We start from the raw sequence: 21960 nt of genomic DNA, 5'->3' as shown, positions 1-21960 counted from the left end.
GCCTATGAAAGTGAAAACAATTTTAGTGTCACAGCCCGAACCTAAAATCGAAAATTCGCCTTATTTTGATCTCCAGGAAAAACAAAAAGTCAAGATTGACTTCCGACCATTTATCCATGTTGAAGGTGTTGCTGCGAAAGATGTAAGACAGCAAAAGGTTGATTTAAATCAATATTCTGCTATTATTCTAACCAGTAGAAACTCTGTAGATCACTTTTTTAGAGTGGCTGATGAGATGCGCTTTAAAGTGCCTGACACTTTAAAATATTTTTGTCAAAGTGAAGCCGTAGCTTTCTATCTTCAAAAATATGTCGTGTATAGAAAACGAAGGATTTATGTTGGAAAACGCAACTTTGAAGACCTTTCACCTTTGATCAAGAAATACAAGGATGAAACCTTCTTATTGCCAACTACCGATAAATTAAAGGACGAAGTACCGGAACTCCTAAATAGTTTAAATATTCAGTGGAAGGAAGCTGTTTTTTACAAAACGGTTATTAGCGATCTTTCTGATCTCGCCGATGTCTTTTATGATATTTTAGTGTTTTTCAGTCCCTCAGGTATTGAGTCTCTATTCCATAATTTTCCGGACTTTAAGCAAAACACCACGCGAATTGCTGTATTTGGAAATACTACGGCAAAAGCAGTTGAGGATCATGGTTTGAGAGTTGATGTTTTAGCACCTACTCCTGAAACACCGTCAATGACCATGGCTTTGGAAAAATATATTGAAAAAGCTAATAAAGGAAAATAATATCTCATTTTTTTATAAACAAAATAGGCGATTCAGAATTCTGAATCGCCTATTTTGTTTTATAAGAAGTTTGATCTAAAACGCATAACGTTGTGGACCTCCTCTTCTAATTTCCTCACTCGCAAAACTTTCAAATTTCTTGAAGTTCTCTCTAAAGGCATTGGTCAATTTAAAGGCCGTTGTATAATAGGCTTCATCATTGTTCCAAGTAGTTCTTGGGCTTAGCACTTCAGTAGGTACACCTGGGCAAGATCTTGGTTGTGCCACTCCAAATACGGAGTGAATATGGTAATGGTCGTAATCATAAAGACCCAAATCGCCATTCAATACGGCGTTGATCATCGCTCTTGTATATTTCAGTTTCATTCGGGTACCCACACCATACGGGCCACCTGTCCAACCTGTGTTCACCAACCACACATTGACGCCGGTTTCCTTCATTTTAGTGCTCAACATTTCAGCATATTTTGCAGGATGCAATGGCATAAAAGGCGCACCGAAACAGGCTGAAAAATTTGGAGTAGGTTCTACAACACCAGCTTCAGTTCCTGCAACTTTTGCCGTATATCCTGAAATAAAATGATATGCTGCTTGACTCGGTGTCAGTTTTGAAATTGGAGGTAAAACACCAAAGGCATCTGCGGTTAAAAAGAAAATATTTTTAGGATTTTTACCAATGGAAGGCACAGCGATATTGTCAATATGATCAATCGGATAACTCACACGCGTATTTTGTGTGATGGACACATCATCAAAATCAACATCCCCATTAGCATCCAAGATCACATTTTCTAAAATGGCACCTTTCTTAATCGCTTTAAAAATATCGGGTTCATTTTCTTCACAAAGATTGATCACCTTCGCATAACAGCCTCCCTCAAAATTGAATACTGTATTTTCTTTGGTCCAACCATGTTCGTCATCTCCAATCAATCGTCTTTCTGGATCTGCAGATAAGGTTGTTTTTCCTGTTCCTGACAATCCGAAGAAAATAGCAGTATCATCATCTTTACCTATATTGGCACTGCAATGCATTGGCAAGGTGTTTTTATATACGGGCAAAATAAAGTTTAATGCAGAAAATATTCCTTTTTTAATTTCACCTGTATATCCTGTTCCTCCAATGAGTGCGATTTTTCTGGTGAAATCTAAAATAGCAAAATTATGCTGGCGGGTCCCATCGACTTTTGGATCTGCCATAAAACCAGGTGCGTTAACTATGGTCCATTCAGGAGAAAAGTTCTTTAATTCCTCTTCTGTTGGTCGTAAAAACATATTGTTGGCAAATTGATTGCTCCAAGGATACTCGGTAATGACCCTAATATTTAATTTATAATTTTCATCAGCACATGCATAACTGTCTCTTACAAAAACCTCTTTCCCTGAAAGATAATTGGTTACTTTATCATATAATTTTTGAAAATCGTTGGAGTCGAACGGAATATTGACGTTTCCCCACCAGACGCGATCTTTGGTGACATCATCTTTAACAATGAACCTGTCCAATGGTGATCGCCCTGTGAATTCTCCAGTGTTAACTGCAAGGGCACCAGAAGATGCTTCTACGCCTTGCCCTTTGGCAATTGCAATATCATGAAGCTTTTCTGGAGAGAGTTGGTAATGTACTTCGGCATTTTTAATACCGTACTCATCTAACGAAATCGATTTCGTAGCTTGGGTGTTGTTGGCCATAATAATATTGTGTTGTTTGTTGTACAAAATTAAACATTATTTTAAAGTAGGCACCTATTTTTAGGAATTATCCCGCTTTAGTTTTAAAAAATTGAGCAGCATCAATGTCCAAGAAAGAATGAGTAGCATTCCGCCTATTGGGGTTATAAAGCCGATGCTTTTAAAGTTAAGTCCCGTTAAGTCCATTGTTGACAGACCGTATATGGAACCTGAAAAAAATACGACTCCTATAAGAACTAAATAATAAATCGTTTTCTTTGATTTAACGCTTAAAAACGTCGTCCCTCCAACAAACAACAGCATGATGGCATGATACATTTGATACCGTACTCCTGTTTCAAAGGTTTGCTGTGCTTCAATGGAGAGCACCTCTTTTAAACCATGTGCAGCAAAAGCGCCTAACGCGATGGCAATGATTCCTAAGACTGCTGCTGTAATCAATATAGTTCTATTCATTATATTTATATTTTTGGCTTCAATAACCGAGAGTTATTTAGTAAATTCGTCCTTACAAAAAACAAAATTACTCAACAATTCCCATTATGCGAAAGATTCTAGTCATAGGTTCAGGAAAATCATCATCTTATCTAATTAAATATTTATTGGACAAATCAATAGAAGAAGATCTACACATTATTGTTGGTGATATTGACATTCGAAATGCCCAAAAGCTCATCAATAATCATGAGCATGGACATGCTATTACCTTGGATGTTTTCAATCATCACTCCCGTAAAGAGGCCATAGAAAATGCTGATATAGTTGTGTCCATGCTTCCTGCCCGATATCATATTGAAGTGGCCAGAGACTGTATCACTCTTGGGAAAAACATGGTTACTGCTTCTTATGTGAGCAAAGAGATGGAAGACCTCGATACTGCAGCAAAAAACAAGGGATTGGTCTTTATGAATGAGATAGGTGTGGATCCAGGTATTGACCACATGAGCGCCATGAAAGTTATTGACAGCATTAGGGCAAAAGGAGGCAAGATGATATTGTTTGAATCTTTTGCTGGCGGCTTGGTAGCTCCGGAAAGTGATAACAATTTGTGGAATTACAAATTCACGTGGAACCCGCGAAATGTGGTGGTTGCCGGACAAGGAAGTGCTGCAAAATTCATTCAGGAAGGCAATTATAAGTACATCCCGTATCACCGATTATTCAGAAGAACAGAATTTTTGGAAGTAGATGGCTATGGACGCTTTGAGGCTTATGCCAACAGAGATTCGCTAAAATACCAGAGTGCTTATGGCTTGGACCAAATTAAAACATTATATCGAGGTACCATGCGCAGGGTTGGCTTTAGTAGAGCGTGGAATATCTTCGTTCAATTAGGAATGACAGATGACAGTTATACTATTGATGACAGCGAAAACATGAGCTACCGCGATTTTGTAAATGCTTTTTTACCTTACAGCCATACCGATTCTGTAGAACTTAAATTTAGATTGTCACTCAAAATTGATCAGGACGATATAGTTTGGGAAAAGCTCGAGGAATTGGATCTTTTCAATAGCAATAAAATGGTTGGACTCAAAAAAGCGACACCTGCCGAAATACTTCAAAAAATATTGATGGACAGCTGGATGCTTGAAGAGCATGAGAAAGATATGATCGTCATGTACCATAAATTTGGTTATAAACTGAATGACAAAATGCACCAAATTGAGTCCACCATGGTGACCCTTGGCGAAGATCAAACCTATACGGCAATGGCAAAAACAGTTGGACTTCCGGTAGCTATTGCGACATTAGCCATTTTAAATGAAAAAATAACAACCCCTGGGGTCCAAATCCCAATAACTAAAGAAGTCTATGGCCCGATTTTAAAAGAATTGGAAGATTTTGACATTATCTTTACTGAAAAAGAAGTACCTTATTTGGGATATAATCCATTGAACGTATAAGGTCAATTTCAAAATTCCAAAAATATAAAAACTTCTAAAGGATCAGAATAAAACGGTATACCGCACAACAAGTAAGTACAAAAGCTTGATGTTGAAAGTTGGTAATCTGATTTTGAGTATCAATATAAAGTCTAAGAGATTCCCGCTTTCGCGGGAAGTAAACATGAAAATAGTCAATCAAAATATTCAAATTGATGGTATCGATAAAAAGATACTTCGCGCATTAATGGCAGATGCCAGAACGCCCATTCTGGAAATTGCCAGAAATGTAGGTATTTCGGGAGCTGCAATCCATCAACGGTTAAGAAAATTAGAGAAATCAGGTTTAATATCTGGTTCAAAATTTATCATTAACCCGAAAGTTCTGGGCTATAGTACGATGGCTTTTGTTGGTATTTATTTGGACAAGGCCATGAGCAACCCTGAAGCGGTTAAGCAGCTCCAAAAAATCCCTGAAGTATTGGAGTGCCATTACACTACGGGAAATTGGAGTATCCTCATAAAAATCCTATGTAAGGACAATGAACATTTGATGCACTTGCTGAATAAGGAAATTCAATCCATCGCCGGGGTGTCTCGAACGGAGACCTTCATCTCCCTAAATCAACAGATTGATAGACAGATTCAGATTTAAGAACAACATATTTCCAAACAAAAAAACTCCTGAAATTATCAGGAGTTTTTTTATATCATTTGCTGATGTTAATCGCGAGACATAAAGATCTGAAGCACATACCAGAACAATAGCATTAAGGATGCGAATAATCCTAATGCTGCCGGAATATAATCCTCAGTTGAATATTTGTTCACTAAGTTGGACGTCTGGTACAAAATAGAGCCACCCGCCAAAAGGCACATGCCTACGGAAAACCATAGGCCCAAGTTAAATCCGAATAAAATCCCGGCTACAATCAGTCCAATGGCAATAAAAAACCCAACGGTCAAACCTGTCCTAAGGAATGAGAAATCCTTTTTGGTTAAAAATACTACGGCAGATAATCCCGTAAACAAAGCCAAAGTCACAATAGCAGCTTGATTCAAAATCTCAGGACCGGAATCCATATAATATGCCGCTATATAAATTAATGGCACAAAAATAAAAGCTTGGGCCAAAATATAAAGCCCAAAAGCGAAATACTGTTTATTCTTATCCGGAGACTTCATGGTCATCCTTTCCGCATAACTGGTTATAAACATAAAGCCGCCCAACATGATCAGCCATTTGTAACCTTCAGTCATTGACAAGGCAAAATTGACAACGGTTTCACTTTGCAGCAATAAGTATTCAAAAACGATAAAGACCAAAACACCGCCGGCAACGTGGCCATAGGTTTTTTTATAAAAATCAACACGCTCCGCATCAGAGGTGTGGGCCAATAGTTTAGCATCAAAACTATTAAAAGGGCTATCAGTAGGTTGTTCCATAAAATAGATGGGTTAAGTTTAGAGGTTAAAAATAAGGAAAATAATATACCAAACAACGGCTTGATAATTTATAAGCCATTTTTCCAAAAACTGGAACATTCGCTTTCATTATGTTTGAATAAATTCTTCTAAAAACTTTGAATTGGTATGTTGAACGTGAATTCCACGTTCAAAGACTATTATATATCCAAGCCAAAAAAAACATCAATTATTAAAGTTTTATGAAAATTCACTATTTTAGCCCTGATTCTCAAGCACTGAAGCTTCAGAATACACCCAAATCAACCTATAGAAAACATTGCCCTTACTGTAAAGAGGCGACGTTTTTGCTGAACTAAAAACCTACATTATGAAAAACCTACGCCTTATTTACATTCTATTCTTCTCATTGTCATTTATGTCCTGCAGCAGTGATGATGCTATTAATGATCCTTCTGAAGGTCCTCAATTTCAAGCCACAATCAATGGTGGCACATTTTCCAATTACAGTTTCAAACTTGGAGCTTATGAAGCGGTAAAGGGTTCCAATGGCAACACCCTAAGAATTACTATGGCCGATAAAAGCGGCAAACAGATTACTTTGTTCTTAAACAATACCGGAGGTTTCAACAAAGGTACTGTGAAACAGATGGGAGATGTTGATTCGGATAAGTTTAGAACTTATGTGGAGATTAAAGACAACCAACCATCAGCGCAGTATTTTTCACAAAGTGGCAACTTGAAAATCACTAACAACAGAGAACACACATCAAATTCACAAAAAAGTTTGATTTCTGGGGAGTTCGATATTGTAGCATCTACAATCGACGGCACTATTTCCGTAACGATGAAGGGTTCATTTAGTGATCTTGAATTTGTGAAATAAACCTATCAATAATGCGTTAATAACAAAAAACCGAATTTCACCTGATTATGGTAAAATTCGGTTTTGATATTTTTAGAATGGTCTTAAGCTTAATCTCTTCCGCCAAAGACTTGCATTGCCCAGTATAACAACGAAGCCAAAGCGCCAATGGCAGCAACCAAATAGGTTCTTGCAGCCCATTTCAGCGCATCTTCCGATCCTTTGTATTCTTCTGGAGTCAGCATATTTTTTCCTTTTAACCAAGCCAAGGCTCTATTACTTGCATCATATTCCACTGGTAAGGTAATAAAGCTGAATAGTGTTGCAAAACCCATGAACACCAACCCAGCGATAGCAATATAATAGCCAAATCCGGCACCTGCAGCGGCACCAAGAATCAGACCACCAATCACTAACCATTGTGACATTCCAGACGTCACACTCACCACGGGTACCAATGCCGAACGCATTTTCAAGGCACTATAAGCTTGCGCATGTTGCACGGCATGACCACATTCGTGGGCCGCAACCGCTGCGGCAGCTGCGTTACGTTGTGCATACACCGATTCACTCAAGTTAACAGTTTTATTTGCCGGATTGTAATGGTCTGTCAATTGCCCTTTTACGGAAATAACTTCCACATCAGTAATGCCATTATCGGCCAACATTTTCTCAGCAATTTCTTTCCCGCTCATCCCATTTCTTAAATGGACTTGCGAGTATTTTTTAAACTTTTGTTTTAATTGGTTGCTTACTAGCCAACTTACTAGCGCGATTCCACCAATTAAAATCCAATAGCCCATACCTATTCCTCCCATGTTTATTCTTTTTTTAAATTCTAATTAAATATAACAAAAAGTAAGCCAACTTAACAACAGGAAATTTTGTCAGTTCTTTCTCTAACTCCTTCGTAACTTTACGTTCAAAAGGCTACTAATTTCTCATATTACCTATCGGCGTATTCTCCTTTCAAAAACAGTAAAACCTGCTTATCCAACAATATTCACAATCTTCCCAGGAACTACAATCACTTTTTTAGGCGTACGTCCTTCCAATTGTGCTATGGTTTTCTCATGTGCCATCACTGCTTTTTCGATGTCATCCTTAGACATGTCCGTTGGCAGTTCCAATGTGAATTTTACTTTCCCATTGAAGGAAATTGGATACTTCTTACTGCTTTCTACCAAATGCTTCGCATCAAATTCTGGAAATGCTGCAGTAGATATGGATTCGTTATGTCCTAACTGATTCCATAATTCTTCAGAAATATGTGGCGCATAAGGCGATAATAGAATCAACAGAGGCTCCAAAATTTCTTTACTGGTACATTTTTGAGCCGTCAATTCGTTGACAGCAATCATAAATGTAGAAACAGAAGTATTAAATGAGAAGCTTTCGATATCCTCTTCTACCTTCTTAATGGTTTTATGAAGGGTTTTTAGAGCCTCCCCTAACCCCTCCGAAGGAGGGGAACTGTTGACGTAAAAACTGCCGTTCTCTCCTTGATGATACAATTTCCACAGTTTTTTTAAAAAACCATTGACACCTGAAATTCCCGCGGTGTTCCATGGTTTTGCTTGTTCCAATGGGCCGAGGAACATTTCGTACATACGAAGACTGTCAGCACCATATTGCTCACAAATGGCATCTGGATTAACGACATTCAACTTTGATTTTGACATTTTCTCTACTTCGCGGCCAACTTTAAAGGCCTCTCCTAAATCCTCTCCAAATGAGAGGACTTTGCCACTCTCTCCTATAAAAATACCGTCTTTAAAATCTTCACCAAATTCATTGTCATTTTTCAAACCCTGAATGTCTAATTCATCTGAAGCGTTTACATATTGAACTTTAACATGAATTGGAACAAGCCCAAATGACAAATCTTGACTGTCAAAACCTGAACTTTTCAAATCTTGAATTTTCATTATAACTGTTTGATAGAAACTGTTATCTTCCAATTTTCTATTCATTGAGCCAACTTCAATTACATGTGATTCGATATCATTTTTAACACCTTCACTTAAATATAATCCGAAAGGAAAATCTAAAACTTCTTGAGTCGATTTTGAGAAAGGTGTTACTCTATACACAAAAGCACTCGTCCCCAAAATCATCCCTTGATTGATCAGCTTTTTAAAAGGCTCTTCAATGTTGACAAAACCTCTATCTTTCATAAATTTCACCCAAAAACGAGAGTAAAGCAAATGGCCTGTGGCGTGTTCACTGCCACCAATGTACAAATCGACGTCTTTCCAATACTCTAAAGCTTCTTCACTGGCAAAAACCTCATCATTCTGGGCATCCATATATCTAAAGAAGTACCAAGAACTTCCCGCCCAACCCGGCATGGTGTTCAATTCAAGTGGAAAAACATTCACATGGTCAATATCTTCATTTTTCACCACCTCACCCTTTAGCGTGTCCCACGCCCAAACATCGGCGCGTCCTAAAGGCGGCTCACCCGTTTCGGTGGGTAAATATTTTTCTACTTCCGGCAAACGGATCGGCAAATATTTTTTGTCAATCATTTGTGGCATGCCGTTCACGTAATACACTGGGAAAGGTTCACCCCAATAGCGCTGACGGGAGAACACCGCATCACGTAATCGGTAATTTATTTTCCCTTCGCCTTGACCTAATTTTTCAAGTTCTGAAATGACTTTTTTAGTGGCTTCTTTATAAGGTAATCCGTTTAAAAAATCAGAATTGGCAATGACCACATTATCTTTTGACGCATACGCTTCTTCCGAGACATCAATTCCCTCAAAAATATTAGGAATGGGAATATTGAAGTGCTTCGCAAAATCGTAATCTCGTTGGTCGCCACAAGGTACAGACATCACTGCCCCTGTTCCGTAGCCCGCCAATACATAATCGCCAATCCAAATGGGAATGGGCTCTTTTGAAAATGGATGTTCGGCATAGGCGCCTGTAAACGCCCCCGTGATGGTTTTGACATCAGACATACGGTCGCGTTCGCTTCGTTTGGCAGTCGTTTTTATATAAGCCTCAATTTCCGATTTCTGATCATCCGTTACAATTTTCTCTACAAGTTCATGTTCCGGAGCCAGTGTCATAAAACTCACACCAAAGATAGTATCAGGTCTGGTCGTAAACACAGGAATCTTGAACTCTGAATTCTGAATATTAAACTCCACTTGGGCCCCAATGGATTTCCCAATCCAATTGCGCTGGCTTTCTTTTAGTGATTCTGTCCAATCAATATCATTTAAACCTTGAAGCAAGCGTTCGGCATAGGCTGAAATCCGCATGCTCCATTGGGTCATTTTTTTTCTAACTACAGAATGTCCACCACGTTCTGAAACGCCGTTGACAATTTCGTCATTGGCCAATACGGTTCCTAAAGCAGGACACCAATTCACTTCAGTTTCTGCCAAATAGGTCAGCCTGTATTTTAAAAGGATCTCTTGTTGTTTTTCTGGGGAGAAAGCATTCCATTCTGAAGAAGAGAATGCTTCAACATTATCATCGCATACAGCTTCTACTGCTTGGTTTCCTTCTTTAGAAAATACCTCAACTAATTCTGAAATCGGAAATGCTTTGTCAGCATGTCTACAATACCAAGATTCGAACAATTGGATGAAAATCCATTGCGTCCATTTATAATATGACGGATCAGAAGTTCGCACTTCCCTACTCCAATCGAATGAAAAGCCAATTTGATCCAACTGTCGGCGATAGGTTTTGATGTTTTCTTCGGTAGTAACTGCTGGATGTTGTCCAGTTTGAATCGCATACTGTTCCGCAGGCAGTCCAAAACTATCATAACCTTGAGGATGCAATACGTTGAAACCTTTATGGCGTTTATAACGCGCATAAATATCGCTGGCAATATATCCCAACGGATGTCCCACATGGAGTCCCGCACCACTTGGGTAGGGAAACATGTCCAAAACATAATAAGCCTCCCCCAACCCCTCCGAAGGAGGGGAGTTTTTGGTATCTGGATTTTTTGCCTGAAAAGTTTTATGGTCTTTCCAATATTTTTGCCATTTGGCCTCTATCTCGTTAAAATTATAAGTCATAAATCGTAGTATCGTTGTTCTCTCACATTATTCAGCCCGCAAATTTAAACTTATTATAACAATGTTGAAAGTTTAAACGTTGTAAACCTTAACAGATTAGATTTGTTTCATATTTTTACAGCTTCAATCAAAATTCTATGAGTTCATCTTTTGACAGATATCAAAAACGAAAGTTAATTTCGTCTTACTTTTCTGTGGTTATCAGTATTGCTTTAGTCCTTTTCCTATTGGGCTGTTTGGGGCTTTTGGTTTTAAATGCCAAAAAAGTTGCCGACCACTTTAAGGAGCAGGTTGTAGTGACCATTTATTTAAACGATTCTGCAAAAGAAGTTGAAGTCAAGCAGCTTGAAAAAAGTCTGGCCATGGCAGAATACACCAAAAGCACGGAATATGTTTCCAAAGAAGCGGCTGCCGAATCGATGAAAGCAGAAACAGGAGAGGATTTTATGGATTTTGTAGGTTATAATCCGCTGCAAAACTCCATTGATGTGCATTTGAAAGCCGATTTCGTTACCACAGAAACTCTGGCTTCCATCACCGAAGAATTGGCTACGAAAAAGTTTATTGAAGAAATCCGCTATGATAATGATTTGGTGGAATTGATGAATGATAACGTCAAAAAGATCACCTTTTGGGTCTTGATCATCAGCGCTATTTTTACGTTGATTGCAGTTTTATTAATCAACAGTTCTATCCGATTGGCAGTGTACTCCAAACGATTTATTATTAAAACCATGCAGATGGTGGGCGCGACCAAAACTTTTATCCGCAGGCCTTTTGTTTATAAAAGTGTGCAATTGGGAGTGATTGGGGCCATTATCGCTTTGATTGGAATGGGTGTAGTCCTATATTATCTCAATGAAACTTTTGTGGAACTACAACTCCTATCCAATCCCATATTGATTGGTGGTTTATTTCTTGCGATTTTCCTATTGGGGATTCTAATTACATGGATCAGTACTTTTATTGCTACGCAACGTTTCCTGAACTTGAAAACGGATGCGCTATATTACTAATAGATGATTTTGACATAAGAGTCAAGAGCGCTTCATTTTTAGAATATTGACGTTGAACTCATTTACGCTTATGCATACAGTCAGCACAAAAATTTACCCGCAAGGAACGTAAGATTTAAAAGTGAAAACAACAACGTATTGTGAACATTGCGGTAAAATACAGAGTCATTCCCTTTTAAGTCATTAATTATAGGCCTTTGTAACATGCACAGAAAAAAAGAGATATATTGGTTTATCGGAACAATTGTTCTGGTATTAATTTTGAACTTTGCCTTTTTTGGAAGTGATGCGTTTAGTGCAGATACAACTGTCGATTTAAATATCCATGATACTTATTTTGTAATTGCAAATATCCATTTTGTTTTACTTCTTTCCGTTTTCCTATTTTTTGGGATTTATCTTATAAGAACACTGCGCAGGAATTTTAAAAACTTGACTGCAAATATCATTTTGATGATTTCAATCATCCTTCTGATTTTGTTTTTTACAGCCACAAACTCAGTTATTGCTGTATTGATTCAACAAAGTGCTGGATGGACCATATATCCACCTTTAAGTGCTGGAGCTATTGAACATGAAATTGAGCCCGATGAGAGTTATTTAGGAGTTCTAAAAAATGTGATTTATGGGATCCAGATCTTACTTCTGATTTTACTGACTTTCTGCGGATTTAAGACTGGACGAAATTATAAGCAGAGCGAACCCAACCAATCGAACTAACTTTTCCCAAAACCATTCAAATCATCGCTTAATCCCAAGTATTTAGATACTATTAACGAAAAGGTTTAAATAAATCCGTTAATTTGCAGCCTAATATTATTGTAATCGTCATGGGAGAGAAAAAACGCAAAGAAAGCGCCAACAACAATTTTATTTTCGGCAAAAAAAACTACAAATTTATGCTCATTGGCTTGGGCATTATCGCACTGGGATTCATTTTAATGTCGGGTGGCGGTAGTGATGACCCAAATGTTTTCAATCCTGAAATCTTTAATTGGAGACGCATACGCTTGGCACCTACATTAGTGCTGATTGGTTTTGGTGTTCAGGTTTATGCCATTTTGTTAAATCCAGATAAAAGTAAAAACTCCAAATCTTAAGTTCCCTGCCTGACATCGGGCTGGCAAATTCCACTTTCACTCATTCTGTCATTCTTGGAATTTGAATCTTGATAATTAATTACCTTATGAATTTAATTGACGCCATTATTTTAGCCATTATTGAAGGCATTACAGAGTATTTACCAGTTTCTTCAACAGGCCACATGATCATCGCTTCTTCATTTATGAAAATTGCATCTGATGATTTTACAAAATTATTCACGATCGCAATCCAATTAGGTGCCATTTTAGCTGTTGTCGTATTGTATTGGAAACGCTTTTTTCAAAGTTTAGACTTTTACTTCAAACTATTGGTAGCTCTTCTTCCTGCGGTTGTTTTAGGTTTACTTTTAAGTGATATTATTGATGATCTTTTAGAAAGTCCTGTCACCGTAGCTATTTCACTAATTATAGGTGGTTTTATTTTATTGAAAGTTGACGAATGGTTTAAATCGAATGAAGTCTATGACGAAGCAAACCCGGAAGCACATACTAAAGTCAGCTATGCAACGGCCTTAAAAATTGGTTTTTTTCAATGTTTGGCAATGATACCTGGAACCTCACGAAGTGGTGCTTCCATTGTTGGTGGGATGACCCAAAAGTTAAATCGTAAAACGGCGGCCGAATTCTCATTTTTCCTTGCTGTTCCTACAATGTTCGGTGCAACGGCCAAAAAATCTTATGACTATTTTAAAGCAGGATTTGAATTGAGCAGTGATCAAGTCAATTATCTTATTATTGGTAATGTCATTGCTTTTATTGTGGCATTTATTGCTATTAAATCATTTATTGATTACTTGAGTAAACGTGGCTTCAAGATTTTCGGTTATTACAGAATCTTAATAGGAATTGCACTTTTAATCATCCATTATTTCATTTATCCATTAACAACAATCTAAATGCTTTCAGGCGACGATTATCTATCTGGTCAAGTTCTTTTAATTGACAAACCTTTGCATTGGACCTCCTTTCAGGTGGTGAACAAATTGCGTTGGGAAATACGTCGCGCCTTCAAGATCAAAAAGATTAAAGTAGGTCATGCCGGAACTTTAGATCCTTTGGCTACAGGTTTACTCGTCATCTGCACCGGAAAAATGACCAAAAATATTGATAGTTTTCAAGCACAAATCAAAGAATATACGGGCACCTTCGTTTTAGGAAGCTCAACACCATCTTACGATTTAGAAACTGAAATTGACCACACCTATCCTACTGAACATATTACCGAGGAATTAATTCGAGATGCCACACAGCAATTTATTGGTGAAATTGCTCAATTCCCTCCAGTATTTTCAGCTCTTAAAAAAGACGGTAAGCGACTGTACGAATTTGCAAGAGCCGGAGAAGCAGTAGACATTCCTTCAAGAAAAGTCCATATTTCAGAATTTGAAATCACACGGATCGACAAGTTAGAAGTCGATTTCAGGGTGATTTGCAGTAAAGGCACCTACATCCGATCCTTAGCCAACGATTTTGGGAAAGCCCTTAATTCTGGCGCGCATTTATCGGCTTTAAGACGGACTAAAATTGGCGATTTCGATGTTGACAATGCGGTAAGCATCGAAGACTTTATAAAAGCACTTCCTTCGGAATAGTTTTTGATAAAGTAATAGTTCCTAATACTGCTTTATGAAATCAATTGTGCTGAGTTGTGTTTTGTGCTGTTCTCTGTTAACACTATTTGCACAAGAAGATATCAAAACCAATGGCCTGTATTATAAGATTTCAGTAGCCACCACCTTGACCACCAATGAAGAATATACGCTCTTTAATGACGACGACGAGAGTTTTCTTGCGTTTAACGCTGTGTTTATAAACAATTCCATAGGCTATCAATTCGATAACCGCGCCAGTATTGATCTTAATGGTGAATACGATCATCACAGCCGAAAAAACTTGAATTTCTTACCCGTTTTTTTGGGGTTCAATTACAATATCCTTGACTTCGACGATGTTCTTTTTATACGAGGCGGTTATGGAAGACTCCTTAAGGCTGGAAAAAATTTTGAAAAGGGCACCATGTATAAAGTGGGGATTGGGTACAGAACCTTTGATGGGAATTTTAAAAACTCATGGTTGATAGGGCTCGATTTTAATAGAAAACGCTTCGGATACAAGCAGCAAGAGAAACTTTCAAGTGTGTCTGTTTTTCTTGAATTTATGGTATTTTAAACTATTTTACTTACTTTGACGTATATATTGATGCATAACGCCATTGGAAATCATTGAAAAAACAGATTTTTGGAATTTATAGATAAACATAAAGCCTTAATAATTACCACTTTAATCAGTGGCACATTGGTGCTTGCTATGTTTGCCATTGGTATCAAGCAGCAAACTGAAGTAATGGCGGAAAGCTATTATGAATTGCCGCCACCTCTAACACCAGAGGAACAGAAAATACTTGAGGAATTGGCATTGAGTGATCCCAACATTTCAGAAACCAATAAAGCCTACAACTCTGAAAATGAGTTTAAGGAGATTATGAAGAATTTCAAGACGGTTAATTCTGACGATCTTAACGAAAACGCAAAAAAAACAGAGACCGAAAACACTGAAACTCCAGAAGAAGTCACGGATGTAGAAAACCAACCTACAGCTGAAGATTATTCTCTTAATGAGAACGAATTGTCTTCCTATAGTAAAATCAACAACGTCATCGCGATGCGTTCAGCTGAAAAACGTCAATCCTCAATCTCAAACGGCAATAACTCTACCAATAACTTAGCTAATAATTCTGCATTGAACACTAATAGTAGCGTTTCTTATAGCTTGGTCAACAGAAAGGACAAACATTTGCCTCCTCCGGTATATCTCTGCGAAGAAAGCGGTAAAATAGTGATAAACATTACAGTGAATAATTTGGGAGAAGTCACTAATGCTTATGTCAACACCTCTTCCACTTCAAAAAACGTCTGTTTGATTGAAAGTGCGTTGCAATATGCCAATGAGGCACGCTTTAGCCCTGATGCTTCCAAGGCCAAGCAAATTGGCTCTATCACTTATCATTTTAAAGGGAAGAACTAATAGTAGCCCCTCCCTTTAATATAATAAAATACGTCTGATTTTTTTTAAGTGAAGGCTAACTCGTTTAAATGCGCCATCCCAGAATTTATGTGTTGAATCCTTTAGGAAAGTCCGATAAGATTCAACAAGTCAGCTATCGTATTTTGACCTTTATCTTTATTATACCACACCTGCATGTTTTCCTTCAAACCTTCCGTAACAACCCCGTGCTCCGCTAAGTAATCTTCAACCAATTTCGTAGCTCCAGCCGGTCTTGGACCAAAGGTGCCAAGAACTTCTCCAGAGGTATTATCTATCATAATCAACTTAGGAATTGATTTACCACCATTGGTTAAGAATTGCTGCATAAGTGCATCGTTCTCATCACGCAACACCAATTTCAAATCGATGTTAGCGTTCAATTCTGCTGCTTTATTGATAACAGGAATTACGTGTGCCGCATCACCACACCAACTTTCGGTAAGCACCAACCAGGTGATATTCCCTTTGAATGACGTGATTTTTTCTTGGGCTTCTTCTGAAACCTTAACCGTCTTGTCCCAACGTTTCATGCGCTGCTCATTCAAAACGGTATAAGCAACCATATCGACGCTTTTGTCCATTCCCGTTGTGGATTGGTTTTTAACCAATTCAGCCATTAACAGTCTGTATTCTTTATAGGACATACTTTTGTTCAAGCTTTCCTTAATTATTTTTTTTATTTCGTTGTGTGTGATTGTATCCATAAATATATTTTTCACAAATTTAATCCTATTTTATGTATTATTGGGTAACCCTAGTTACATTAGTAGTTCAGATCAAATTAGCAAAAAATGGAAAAACAAAGATGTGGTTGGTGTAAAGGTGATGCACTTTATGAACAGTATCACGATAGAGAATGGGGTGTTCCGGTAAAAGATGACGACACGCTTTTTGAGTTTTTAGTTTTAGAAACCTTTCAGGCAGGATTGAGCTGGATTACCATCTTGCGCAAGCGCGAGAATTTCAGAACTGCTTTTGATGGATTTGACTATAAGACAATAGCAAAGTACAAACAAAATAAAATTGACAGTCTGCTTCAAGATCCTGGTATTGTCAGAAACAAACTAAAAGCTCATGCAACGGTTACCAATGCGCAACTCTTCATGAAAGTTCAGGAGGAATTCGGTTCCTTTTCCAAATATATTTGGGGGTTTGTAGATGGTAAACCGATCAAAAACAACGTCAAGAACTATAAAGAAGCACCTCCAACTACAGCCCAAAGTGATGCTTTGAGCAAAGATTTAAAAAAGCGCGGCTTTAAGTTTGTGGGTTCTACAGTCATGTATGCCTATATGCAAGCGGTGGGCATGGTTAATGATCATGAGGTGGATTGTTTTAGATACGAGGAGATTCAATAATGCCGAGGGTGCTTTTTGATTGAAGATTTTGGATTAACCGTTTTTTGTACAGACGGTTTAACAATTTAGGAAAATAAAACAGCTGTTCCACAAAGGTCTCAATAAGTTAGATGACGAGTTAAGACTGACACTCCGGAGCGATAACTGAGGATTGAAACTGAGAACTGAAGACTAAAAACAGCTGTTCTACAAAGGTGCACAAAGAAGCACGAACTTTTACAAAGGTCGGAATAAGATAAATAGCGATTTACAATTAACGCAATTCTGGAATGTGGTATTTGGTATCTAAAATTAGAAAATTAGAACTTGGAACTCGAAACCAGAAACTTTAAAATCTAATCCTCTTTCAAATATTCCAAAAACTCACTTCGTTCTATCTCTTCAGCACCCAAACTTGCCAAATGATTGGTGTACACCTGACAATCGATAAGTTTATAGTTTGTGTTCTGAATAAAAGTGATGAAAGCCACTTTACTCGCGTTACTGACTTTAGCGAACATACTCTCACCGCAAAACACGCCATTGCCCAGATCAACACCATACAAACCACCTACCAACATCTCATTCTGCCATACTTCAACAGAGGTTGCATAACCCAAATAGTGAAGTTTTGTATAGGCTTTGATCATCTCATATGTGATCCAAGTACCAGCCTGTCCTTGACGTTTGGCTTTTGAACACTCCAAAATCACTGATTCAAAATCCTGATTAATGGTGACCGTAAAACCTTTATTTCGAAGTACCTGAGTCATGCTTTTAGAGACTTTCAAACGTTCAGGAAACAGAACAAATCGCGGATTTGGTGACCACCACAAGATGAAGGTATTATCGTCGTTGAACCATGGAAAAACACCGCTTTTATAGGCTAAAAGCAATCGCTTCACAGACAGATCGCCACCAACAGCCAACAGGCCATCGGGGTCGGCTTGAGTTGGGTCAGGAAATTCGATTTTATCTGTTAAAAGAATCATGAAATAGGTCTTTTTATCATTGTTAAATATCACAAAAAAACCTCAATGCTAGATACATTGAGGCTCTTTTATAAGATTCTCACTTCTGAACATTTCGACAAGCTCCATGTTCCAAAGCCGAAAATTCTGTTTACTTAAAACGGGAGATCATCGTGATCATCCTCTTTTAAATCGTTTGCTGGTTGAAACGCTTCAGCAGGAGCAGCAGGAGGCATACCTCCAGAAGATGCTTCTTGTAAATTCTCAATACGCCATCCTTGGATAGAGTTGAAGTATTTAGTTTCGCCTTGTGGATTCACCCATTCTCTTCCTCTCAAATTGATACTGATTTTCACATTTTGACCAACTTGATAATTATTTAACAAATCGGTCTTGTCCTGTACGAACTCAACCATAATATGCTGAGGGTATTGATCTTCTGTAGTCACTACCACTTCTCTTTTCCTAAACCCACCACTTCCGACAGTTTGAGTTTCTCCTACCATTTTGATTTTTCCTTGTACTTCCATTTGACTAATTTTTATTATTCCTATTTATTATTATTCTCTATTCTTTATTGATATTCGTTATTGCCGTGAATTTCAAGTTTTTAATCTTAAACTCAAAAATTAAGAAAGCAACAATTTCCAGGCACTGTCAACATCGCCATAGCTCAGATAATTCCTTGCCATTTTGTGCTTTTCGCGATGTGTCATTTCTTTGATATCGGCGTGATGTTCACCAACACTCTTTACAAAATCCGCAATCGCTTCATCTGTTGGGAACGCCTCGATATTGCCCAACATTCCTAAGTCATTTCCTGTAAAAATCATACTGTTTTTAATTGCTTCTGGCATTGCGTCAATACCAATACCCATCGTGCGCAAAGGTTTTGGTACTTTAAAAAAACCGCTCTTAGCACGGCTATAATGATCGCCACCTGCTCTAGCTACCAAATCCAACTTTTCTTGATCGATCATTTCGTTGTCATCCAAAACTTCCTTTGAAATATGAAGTTTTACCACCTCACAAATGACCAAATTACCCGCTCCGCCTTCTGTGCCCAATTTTATAATTTCCTTGACCTTACATTCTAATTGTATTGGCGATTCTGCCACCCTAAAGGGTTTTACAATATCTGATTTAAGCATGGTCAAACCGGCTTTATCAAATTCATTGATTCCTTTTTCGTATTCCGTACTGCTCAATGACGCTTGGTGTACCAGATCATAATTGACAACATTTATCACAACTTCCATCGTGGCTTCCACATTCTCTAAGGTATGTTTCACGGTATTATTCCTTACGCGTCTTGCAGGCGAAAAAACGAGTATTGGCGGATTCGCACTAAACACATTAAAGAAACTAAAAGGCGATAAGTTAGGATTCCCATCAACATCCACAGTACTCGCAAAAGCAATTGGTCGCGGTGCCACAGCACTTAACAAATAACCATGTAATTTGCCTGTAGACAGGTCTTTAGAATCAAAACTTACCATTTAAAAAAATTGTTAGTTGCAAATGTAACCATATTGTTAAACCTATAAAAATGAATTAGAACAAGAATCAAACAATAATATCAACATAATTGCATTAGTTAAGTAGTGCTTAAAAATTATCGGTATAAAGATTTTCTATTTGCTGTTTTCTTTAAGTATATTTAAAATCACAAATGTATTGATGCCTTACTCTATGAACCGAAATATTTTGCGGTGGATCATTATTGCTTCGTCTTTTATAATTATCTCTTTAATTTTATGGAATACGTATATTTTCTTTCAGAATTTCAAAGCTGAAGAGCGCATCAAAATGCAAAACTGGTCATTTGCCCAATCCGAACTCCTAAAATCTGACGCTGACGAGAATGTGGAACTTACGCTTAAGATTTTAGAAAGCAATCATACTACGCCTATGTTGGCCATTAATAAAGATGGAAGTTTAGGCACTTTCAAAAATATTGATAAAAAGAAAGTTGATAATCCCGCCTCAGTCCAAAATCTTATAGCAGCATTTGAAAGTGAAAACAAACCTATTGAGGTGTATTATGACAATGAAATTTATTACACCATTTATTATGGCAACTCACCGTTAATCAACAAACTCAAATACTATCCATTAGCATTACTCCTCATTATTGTGCTTTTTGCTGCCGTGGTTTACTTTTTCTATCGCAGTTCAAAAATTGCCGCACAGAACAAACTCTGGACGGGAATGGCAAAGGAAACTGCTCACCAAATTGGTACACCTCTATCTTCTTTAATAGGATGGACAGAAATTTTACGTTCTGAAGATATTAACCCATCTTATCTCATGGAAATTGAAAAGGACATCACACGTTTACAAACCATTACCGATCGTTTTAGTAAGATTGGTTCGATGCCAACTTTAAAAAGGTCGGATATCGTCAAAGAAACCGTCGATTCCTATGAATATCTGAAAGCGCGTTCCAGCAAATTAATAGGTTTTGAAATTGAAGCGCCAGATCATCCCATTTATGTCAATTTGAATCAGCAACTCTACAGTTGGACGATTGAAAATTTAGTGAAAAATGCCATAGATGCCATGCGAGGTAAAGGCCATTTAAAAGTGACCATCATTGAGGGTGAGAAGGATGTTAAAATTACAGTTACAGATTCTGGCAAGGGCCTTCCCAAAAGTTTGTTCAACCAGATCTTTGAACCAGGTTTTACCAGTAAGAAACGTGGTTGGGGCTTAGGACTTTCATTGGCAAAACGGATTGTAGAAGATTACCACGATGGAAAAATTAAAGTGCTTCATTCAGAAATTGACAAAGGAACTACCATGCAGATGTCATTAAAATTAATTCCGTAAATTTAGCTCATGGATAACAAGTATTTTACTTTAAGTGAAGTCGAATTAAATAATAACTGTCCTGAATGTTATTCAAGAGACGGACTGCAATTGACATTCAAGCAACGCTTTGTCGAAAACTTTTTTTACAAAGCCATTTCATCAGAGACCGTTCATTCATTATTTTGTAAGGTTTGTGAGACCATGATCTTCCCTGCACGGTGGACCGACGATATTGATAGAGTTTTTGAATATCAGCAACGTGCATCACCACCAAAACCAACGTCGTTCAAATTGAAAACTTCATCTTGGATTTTAATTCTAGTACTGGTATCACTATTAGTCGCAACTATACTCTTCTTTTTGGGAGTTTTTTAGGTATAGAATAAAAATTTGATTGTAACAAAATGATAACACCTATTATTTAAACAAGATGTTATTTTAAAAACAGCCTAACATCCTTCTCTTTAAATGGTTTGTTAACTTTTTATTATTCTACCGGACACTAATAAAATAGAATTATAGTCGGTCTGAGATCCGTTGAGCTATGGCTTCAAACTCTTCCTTTTCCAAGCTCACCTTATTTATAAACCGAATATCATCCATGCTATGGAGCGGAATCAAATGGACGTGTACATGAGGGACTTCCAATCCAACAACAGACATCCCGACACGTTTACATGGCACTGCCTTTTTTAATGCAATAGCAACACTTCTAGAAAACTCCATTAATCCTACATAGGTAGTTTCATCTAAATCAAAAAGTTGATCAACTTCAATTTTGGGAATACAAAGCGTGTGACCTTCTGTATTGGGGTTCACATCTAAAAAGGCCAAAAAATCTTTCGTTTCAGCAACTTTGTAACATGGAATTTCACCATTGACTATTTTAGTAAATATCGATGCCATTTTTTTCTTGTTTCTTATTTCCCGCCTCCGCAAAAGCTACGGACGGACAGGCTTGTTTCCCGCCTCCGCAAAAGCTGCGGACGGGCAAGCTTGTTTC

The 21960-nt window shown here is 37.7% G+C and carries 24 protein-coding genes; 14 read left to right on the top strand and 10 right to left on the bottom strand.

Translation table 11 applies throughout. From position 1 onward, the window contains the following. Nucleotides 1-4 precede the first annotated feature (4 nt). Entirely contained in the window at nucleotides 5-754 is a 750-nt protein-coding gene (locus tag J4051_RS12600) for a uroporphyrinogen-III synthase (protein WP_208234233.1), read from the top strand. Nucleotides 755-829: 75 nt separating this feature from the next. On the opposite strand, the gene pckA is transcribed toward J4051_RS12600, so the two are convergent. Together pckA and J4051_RS12590 are read right to left on the bottom strand one after the other, a co-directional pair. After that, a complete protein-coding gene (gene pckA, locus J4051_RS12595; protein ID WP_208234307.1) occupies nucleotides 830-2446 on the bottom strand; it encodes a phosphoenolpyruvate carboxykinase (ATP) in 1617 nt (538 codons plus the stop codon). A 60-nt stretch (nucleotides 2447-2506) separates the two neighbouring features. Next, nucleotides 2507-2902 (bottom strand): DUF423 domain-containing protein, encoded by a 396-nt coding sequence (locus J4051_RS12590; protein ID WP_208234232.1) that lies wholly within the window; start codon nucleotides 2900-2902, stop codon nucleotides 2507-2509. A gap of 86 nt (nucleotides 2903-2988) precedes the next feature. On the opposite strand from J4051_RS12590, the gene J4051_RS12585 reads away from it, so the two are divergent. Both J4051_RS12585 and J4051_RS12580 read left to right on the top strand, forming a co-directional pair. Next, the gene (locus J4051_RS12585) at nucleotides 2989-4353 is read left to right on the top strand and encodes a saccharopine dehydrogenase family protein (RefSeq protein WP_208234231.1); all 1365 of its coding nucleotides are present in this window, start codon (nucleotides 2989-2991) and stop codon (nucleotides 4351-4353) included. A gap of 163 nt (nucleotides 4354-4516) precedes the next feature. Then, nucleotides 4517-4987, top strand: a complete 471-nt coding sequence (locus J4051_RS12580; RefSeq protein WP_208234230.1) for an Lrp/AsnC ligand binding domain-containing protein — start codon at nucleotides 4517-4519, stop codon at nucleotides 4985-4987. A 68-nt stretch (nucleotides 4988-5055) separates the two neighbouring features. On the opposite strand, the gene J4051_RS12575 is transcribed toward J4051_RS12580, so the two are convergent. Continuing rightward, entirely contained in the window at nucleotides 5056-5778 is a 723-nt protein-coding gene (locus J4051_RS12575) for a Bax inhibitor-1/YccA family protein (protein ID WP_208234229.1), read from the bottom strand. A gap of 349 nt (nucleotides 5779-6127) precedes the next feature. Between J4051_RS12575 and J4051_RS12570 the strand changes: the two genes are divergently transcribed. Then, on the top strand, nucleotides 6128-6643 hold the full coding sequence (locus tag J4051_RS12570; protein WP_208234228.1) for a hypothetical protein: 516 nt from the start codon (nucleotides 6128-6130) through the stop codon (nucleotides 6641-6643). Nucleotides 6644-6732: 89 nt separating this feature from the next. On the opposite strand, the gene J4051_RS12565 is transcribed toward J4051_RS12570, so the two are convergent. After that, nucleotides 6733-7440: a zinc metallopeptidase gene (locus J4051_RS12565; RefSeq protein WP_236027421.1), complete on the bottom strand. Its 708-nt coding sequence runs from the start codon at nucleotides 7438-7440 to the stop codon at nucleotides 6733-6735. A gap of 171 nt (nucleotides 7441-7611) precedes the next feature. After that, nucleotides 7612-10671, bottom strand: a complete 3060-nt coding sequence (locus J4051_RS12560; protein WP_208234227.1) for a leucine--tRNA ligase — start codon at nucleotides 10669-10671, stop codon at nucleotides 7612-7614. Between the two features lie 137 nt (nucleotides 10672-10808). Here J4051_RS12560 and J4051_RS12555 point away from each other — a divergent pair, with 137 nt between their 5' ends. The 7 genes from J4051_RS12555 to J4051_RS12525 all read left to right on the top strand — a co-directional run bounded on the left by J4051_RS12555 (nucleotide 10809) and on the right by J4051_RS12525 (nucleotide 15814). Then, complete coding sequence (locus tag J4051_RS12555; protein WP_208234226.1) at nucleotides 10809-11687, top strand: cell division protein FtsX; 879 nt, start codon at nucleotides 10809-10811, stop codon at nucleotides 11685-11687. 204 nt (nucleotides 11688-11891) lie between these two features. Further along, nucleotides 11892-12407 carry a hypothetical protein gene (locus J4051_RS12550; protein ID WP_208234225.1) on the top strand — a complete coding sequence of 172 codons (516 nt, stop codon included), beginning with the start codon at nucleotides 11892-11894 and terminating at the stop codon, nucleotides 12405-12407. A 110-nt stretch (nucleotides 12408-12517) separates the two neighbouring features. Then, entirely contained in the window at nucleotides 12518-12787 is a 270-nt protein-coding gene (locus J4051_RS12545; protein WP_208234305.1) for a DUF3098 domain-containing protein, read from the top strand. An 86-nt stretch (nucleotides 12788-12873) separates the two neighbouring features. After that, on the top strand, nucleotides 12874-13686 hold the full coding sequence (locus J4051_RS12540) for an undecaprenyl-diphosphate phosphatase (protein ID WP_208234224.1): 813 nt from the start codon (nucleotides 12874-12876) through the stop codon (nucleotides 13684-13686). Further along, nucleotides 13687-14382 carry a tRNA pseudouridine(55) synthase TruB gene (gene truB / locus J4051_RS12535; protein ID WP_208234223.1) on the top strand — a complete coding sequence of 232 codons (696 nt, stop codon included), beginning with the start codon at nucleotides 13687-13689 and terminating at the stop codon, nucleotides 14380-14382. Between the two features lie 34 nt (nucleotides 14383-14416). Further along, complete coding sequence (locus J4051_RS12530; protein ID WP_208234222.1) at nucleotides 14417-14959, top strand: hypothetical protein; 543 nt, start codon at nucleotides 14417-14419, stop codon at nucleotides 14957-14959. A gap of 69 nt (nucleotides 14960-15028) precedes the next feature. Continuing rightward, the gene (locus J4051_RS12525; RefSeq protein WP_208234221.1) at nucleotides 15029-15814 is read left to right on the top strand and encodes an energy transducer TonB family protein; all 786 of its coding nucleotides are present in this window, start codon (nucleotides 15029-15031) and stop codon (nucleotides 15812-15814) included. A gap of 101 nt (nucleotides 15815-15915) precedes the next feature. Here the strand turns inward: J4051_RS12525 and J4051_RS12520 are convergent, their stop codons facing one another. Then, the gene (locus J4051_RS12520; RefSeq protein WP_208234220.1) at nucleotides 15916-16539 is read right to left on the bottom strand and encodes a thioredoxin family protein; all 624 of its coding nucleotides are present in this window, start codon (nucleotides 16537-16539) and stop codon (nucleotides 15916-15918) included. Between the two features lie 87 nt (nucleotides 16540-16626). On the opposite strand from J4051_RS12520, the gene J4051_RS12515 reads away from it, so the two are divergent. Then, nucleotides 16627-17193: a DNA-3-methyladenine glycosylase I gene (locus tag J4051_RS12515; RefSeq protein WP_208234219.1), complete on the top strand. Its 567-nt coding sequence runs from the start codon at nucleotides 16627-16629 to the stop codon at nucleotides 17191-17193. 335 nt (nucleotides 17194-17528) lie between these two features. Here J4051_RS12515 and aat read toward each other — a convergent pair whose 3' ends face one another. The 3 genes from aat to J4051_RS12500 form a co-directional block, all read right to left on the bottom strand. Continuing rightward, the gene (gene aat, locus J4051_RS12510) at nucleotides 17529-18164 is read right to left on the bottom strand and encodes a leucyl/phenylalanyl-tRNA--protein transferase (RefSeq protein WP_208234218.1); all 636 of its coding nucleotides are present in this window, start codon (nucleotides 18162-18164) and stop codon (nucleotides 17529-17531) included. A gap of 134 nt (nucleotides 18165-18298) precedes the next feature. Then, the gene (locus J4051_RS12505; RefSeq protein ID WP_208234217.1) at nucleotides 18299-18673 is read right to left on the bottom strand and encodes a DUF3127 domain-containing protein; all 375 of its coding nucleotides are present in this window, start codon (nucleotides 18671-18673) and stop codon (nucleotides 18299-18301) included. Nucleotides 18674-18772: 99 nt separating this feature from the next. Then, nucleotides 18773-19642, bottom strand: a complete 870-nt coding sequence (locus tag J4051_RS12500) for a flavin reductase family protein (protein ID WP_208234216.1) — start codon at nucleotides 19640-19642, stop codon at nucleotides 18773-18775. 181 nt (nucleotides 19643-19823) lie between these two features. On the opposite strand from J4051_RS12500, the gene J4051_RS12495 reads away from it, so the two are divergent. Then, nucleotides 19824-20975, top strand: coding sequence for a sensor histidine kinase (locus tag J4051_RS12495; RefSeq protein WP_208234304.1), 1152 nt, complete (start codon nucleotides 19824-19826; stop codon nucleotides 20973-20975). 9 nt (nucleotides 20976-20984) lie between these two features. Further along, on the top strand, nucleotides 20985-21332 hold the full coding sequence (locus J4051_RS12490) for a hypothetical protein (protein WP_208234215.1): 348 nt from the start codon (nucleotides 20985-20987) through the stop codon (nucleotides 21330-21332). 141 nt (nucleotides 21333-21473) lie between these two features. Here J4051_RS12490 and J4051_RS12485 read toward each other — a convergent pair whose 3' ends face one another. Beyond that, entirely contained in the window at nucleotides 21474-21863 is a 390-nt protein-coding gene (locus J4051_RS12485) for an HIT family protein (protein ID WP_208234214.1), read from the bottom strand. Nucleotides 21864-21960: the final 97 nt, after the last annotated feature.

Origin of the sequence: Gelidibacter pelagius (assembly GCF_017581925.1) — a bacterium.
Lineage (GTDB): Bacteria > Bacteroidota > Bacteroidia > Flavobacteriales > Flavobacteriaceae > Gelidibacter > Gelidibacter pelagius.
Note: the sequence above shows the minus strand (reverse complement) of the source record. Positions and strands in the feature narration are given on the sequence as shown.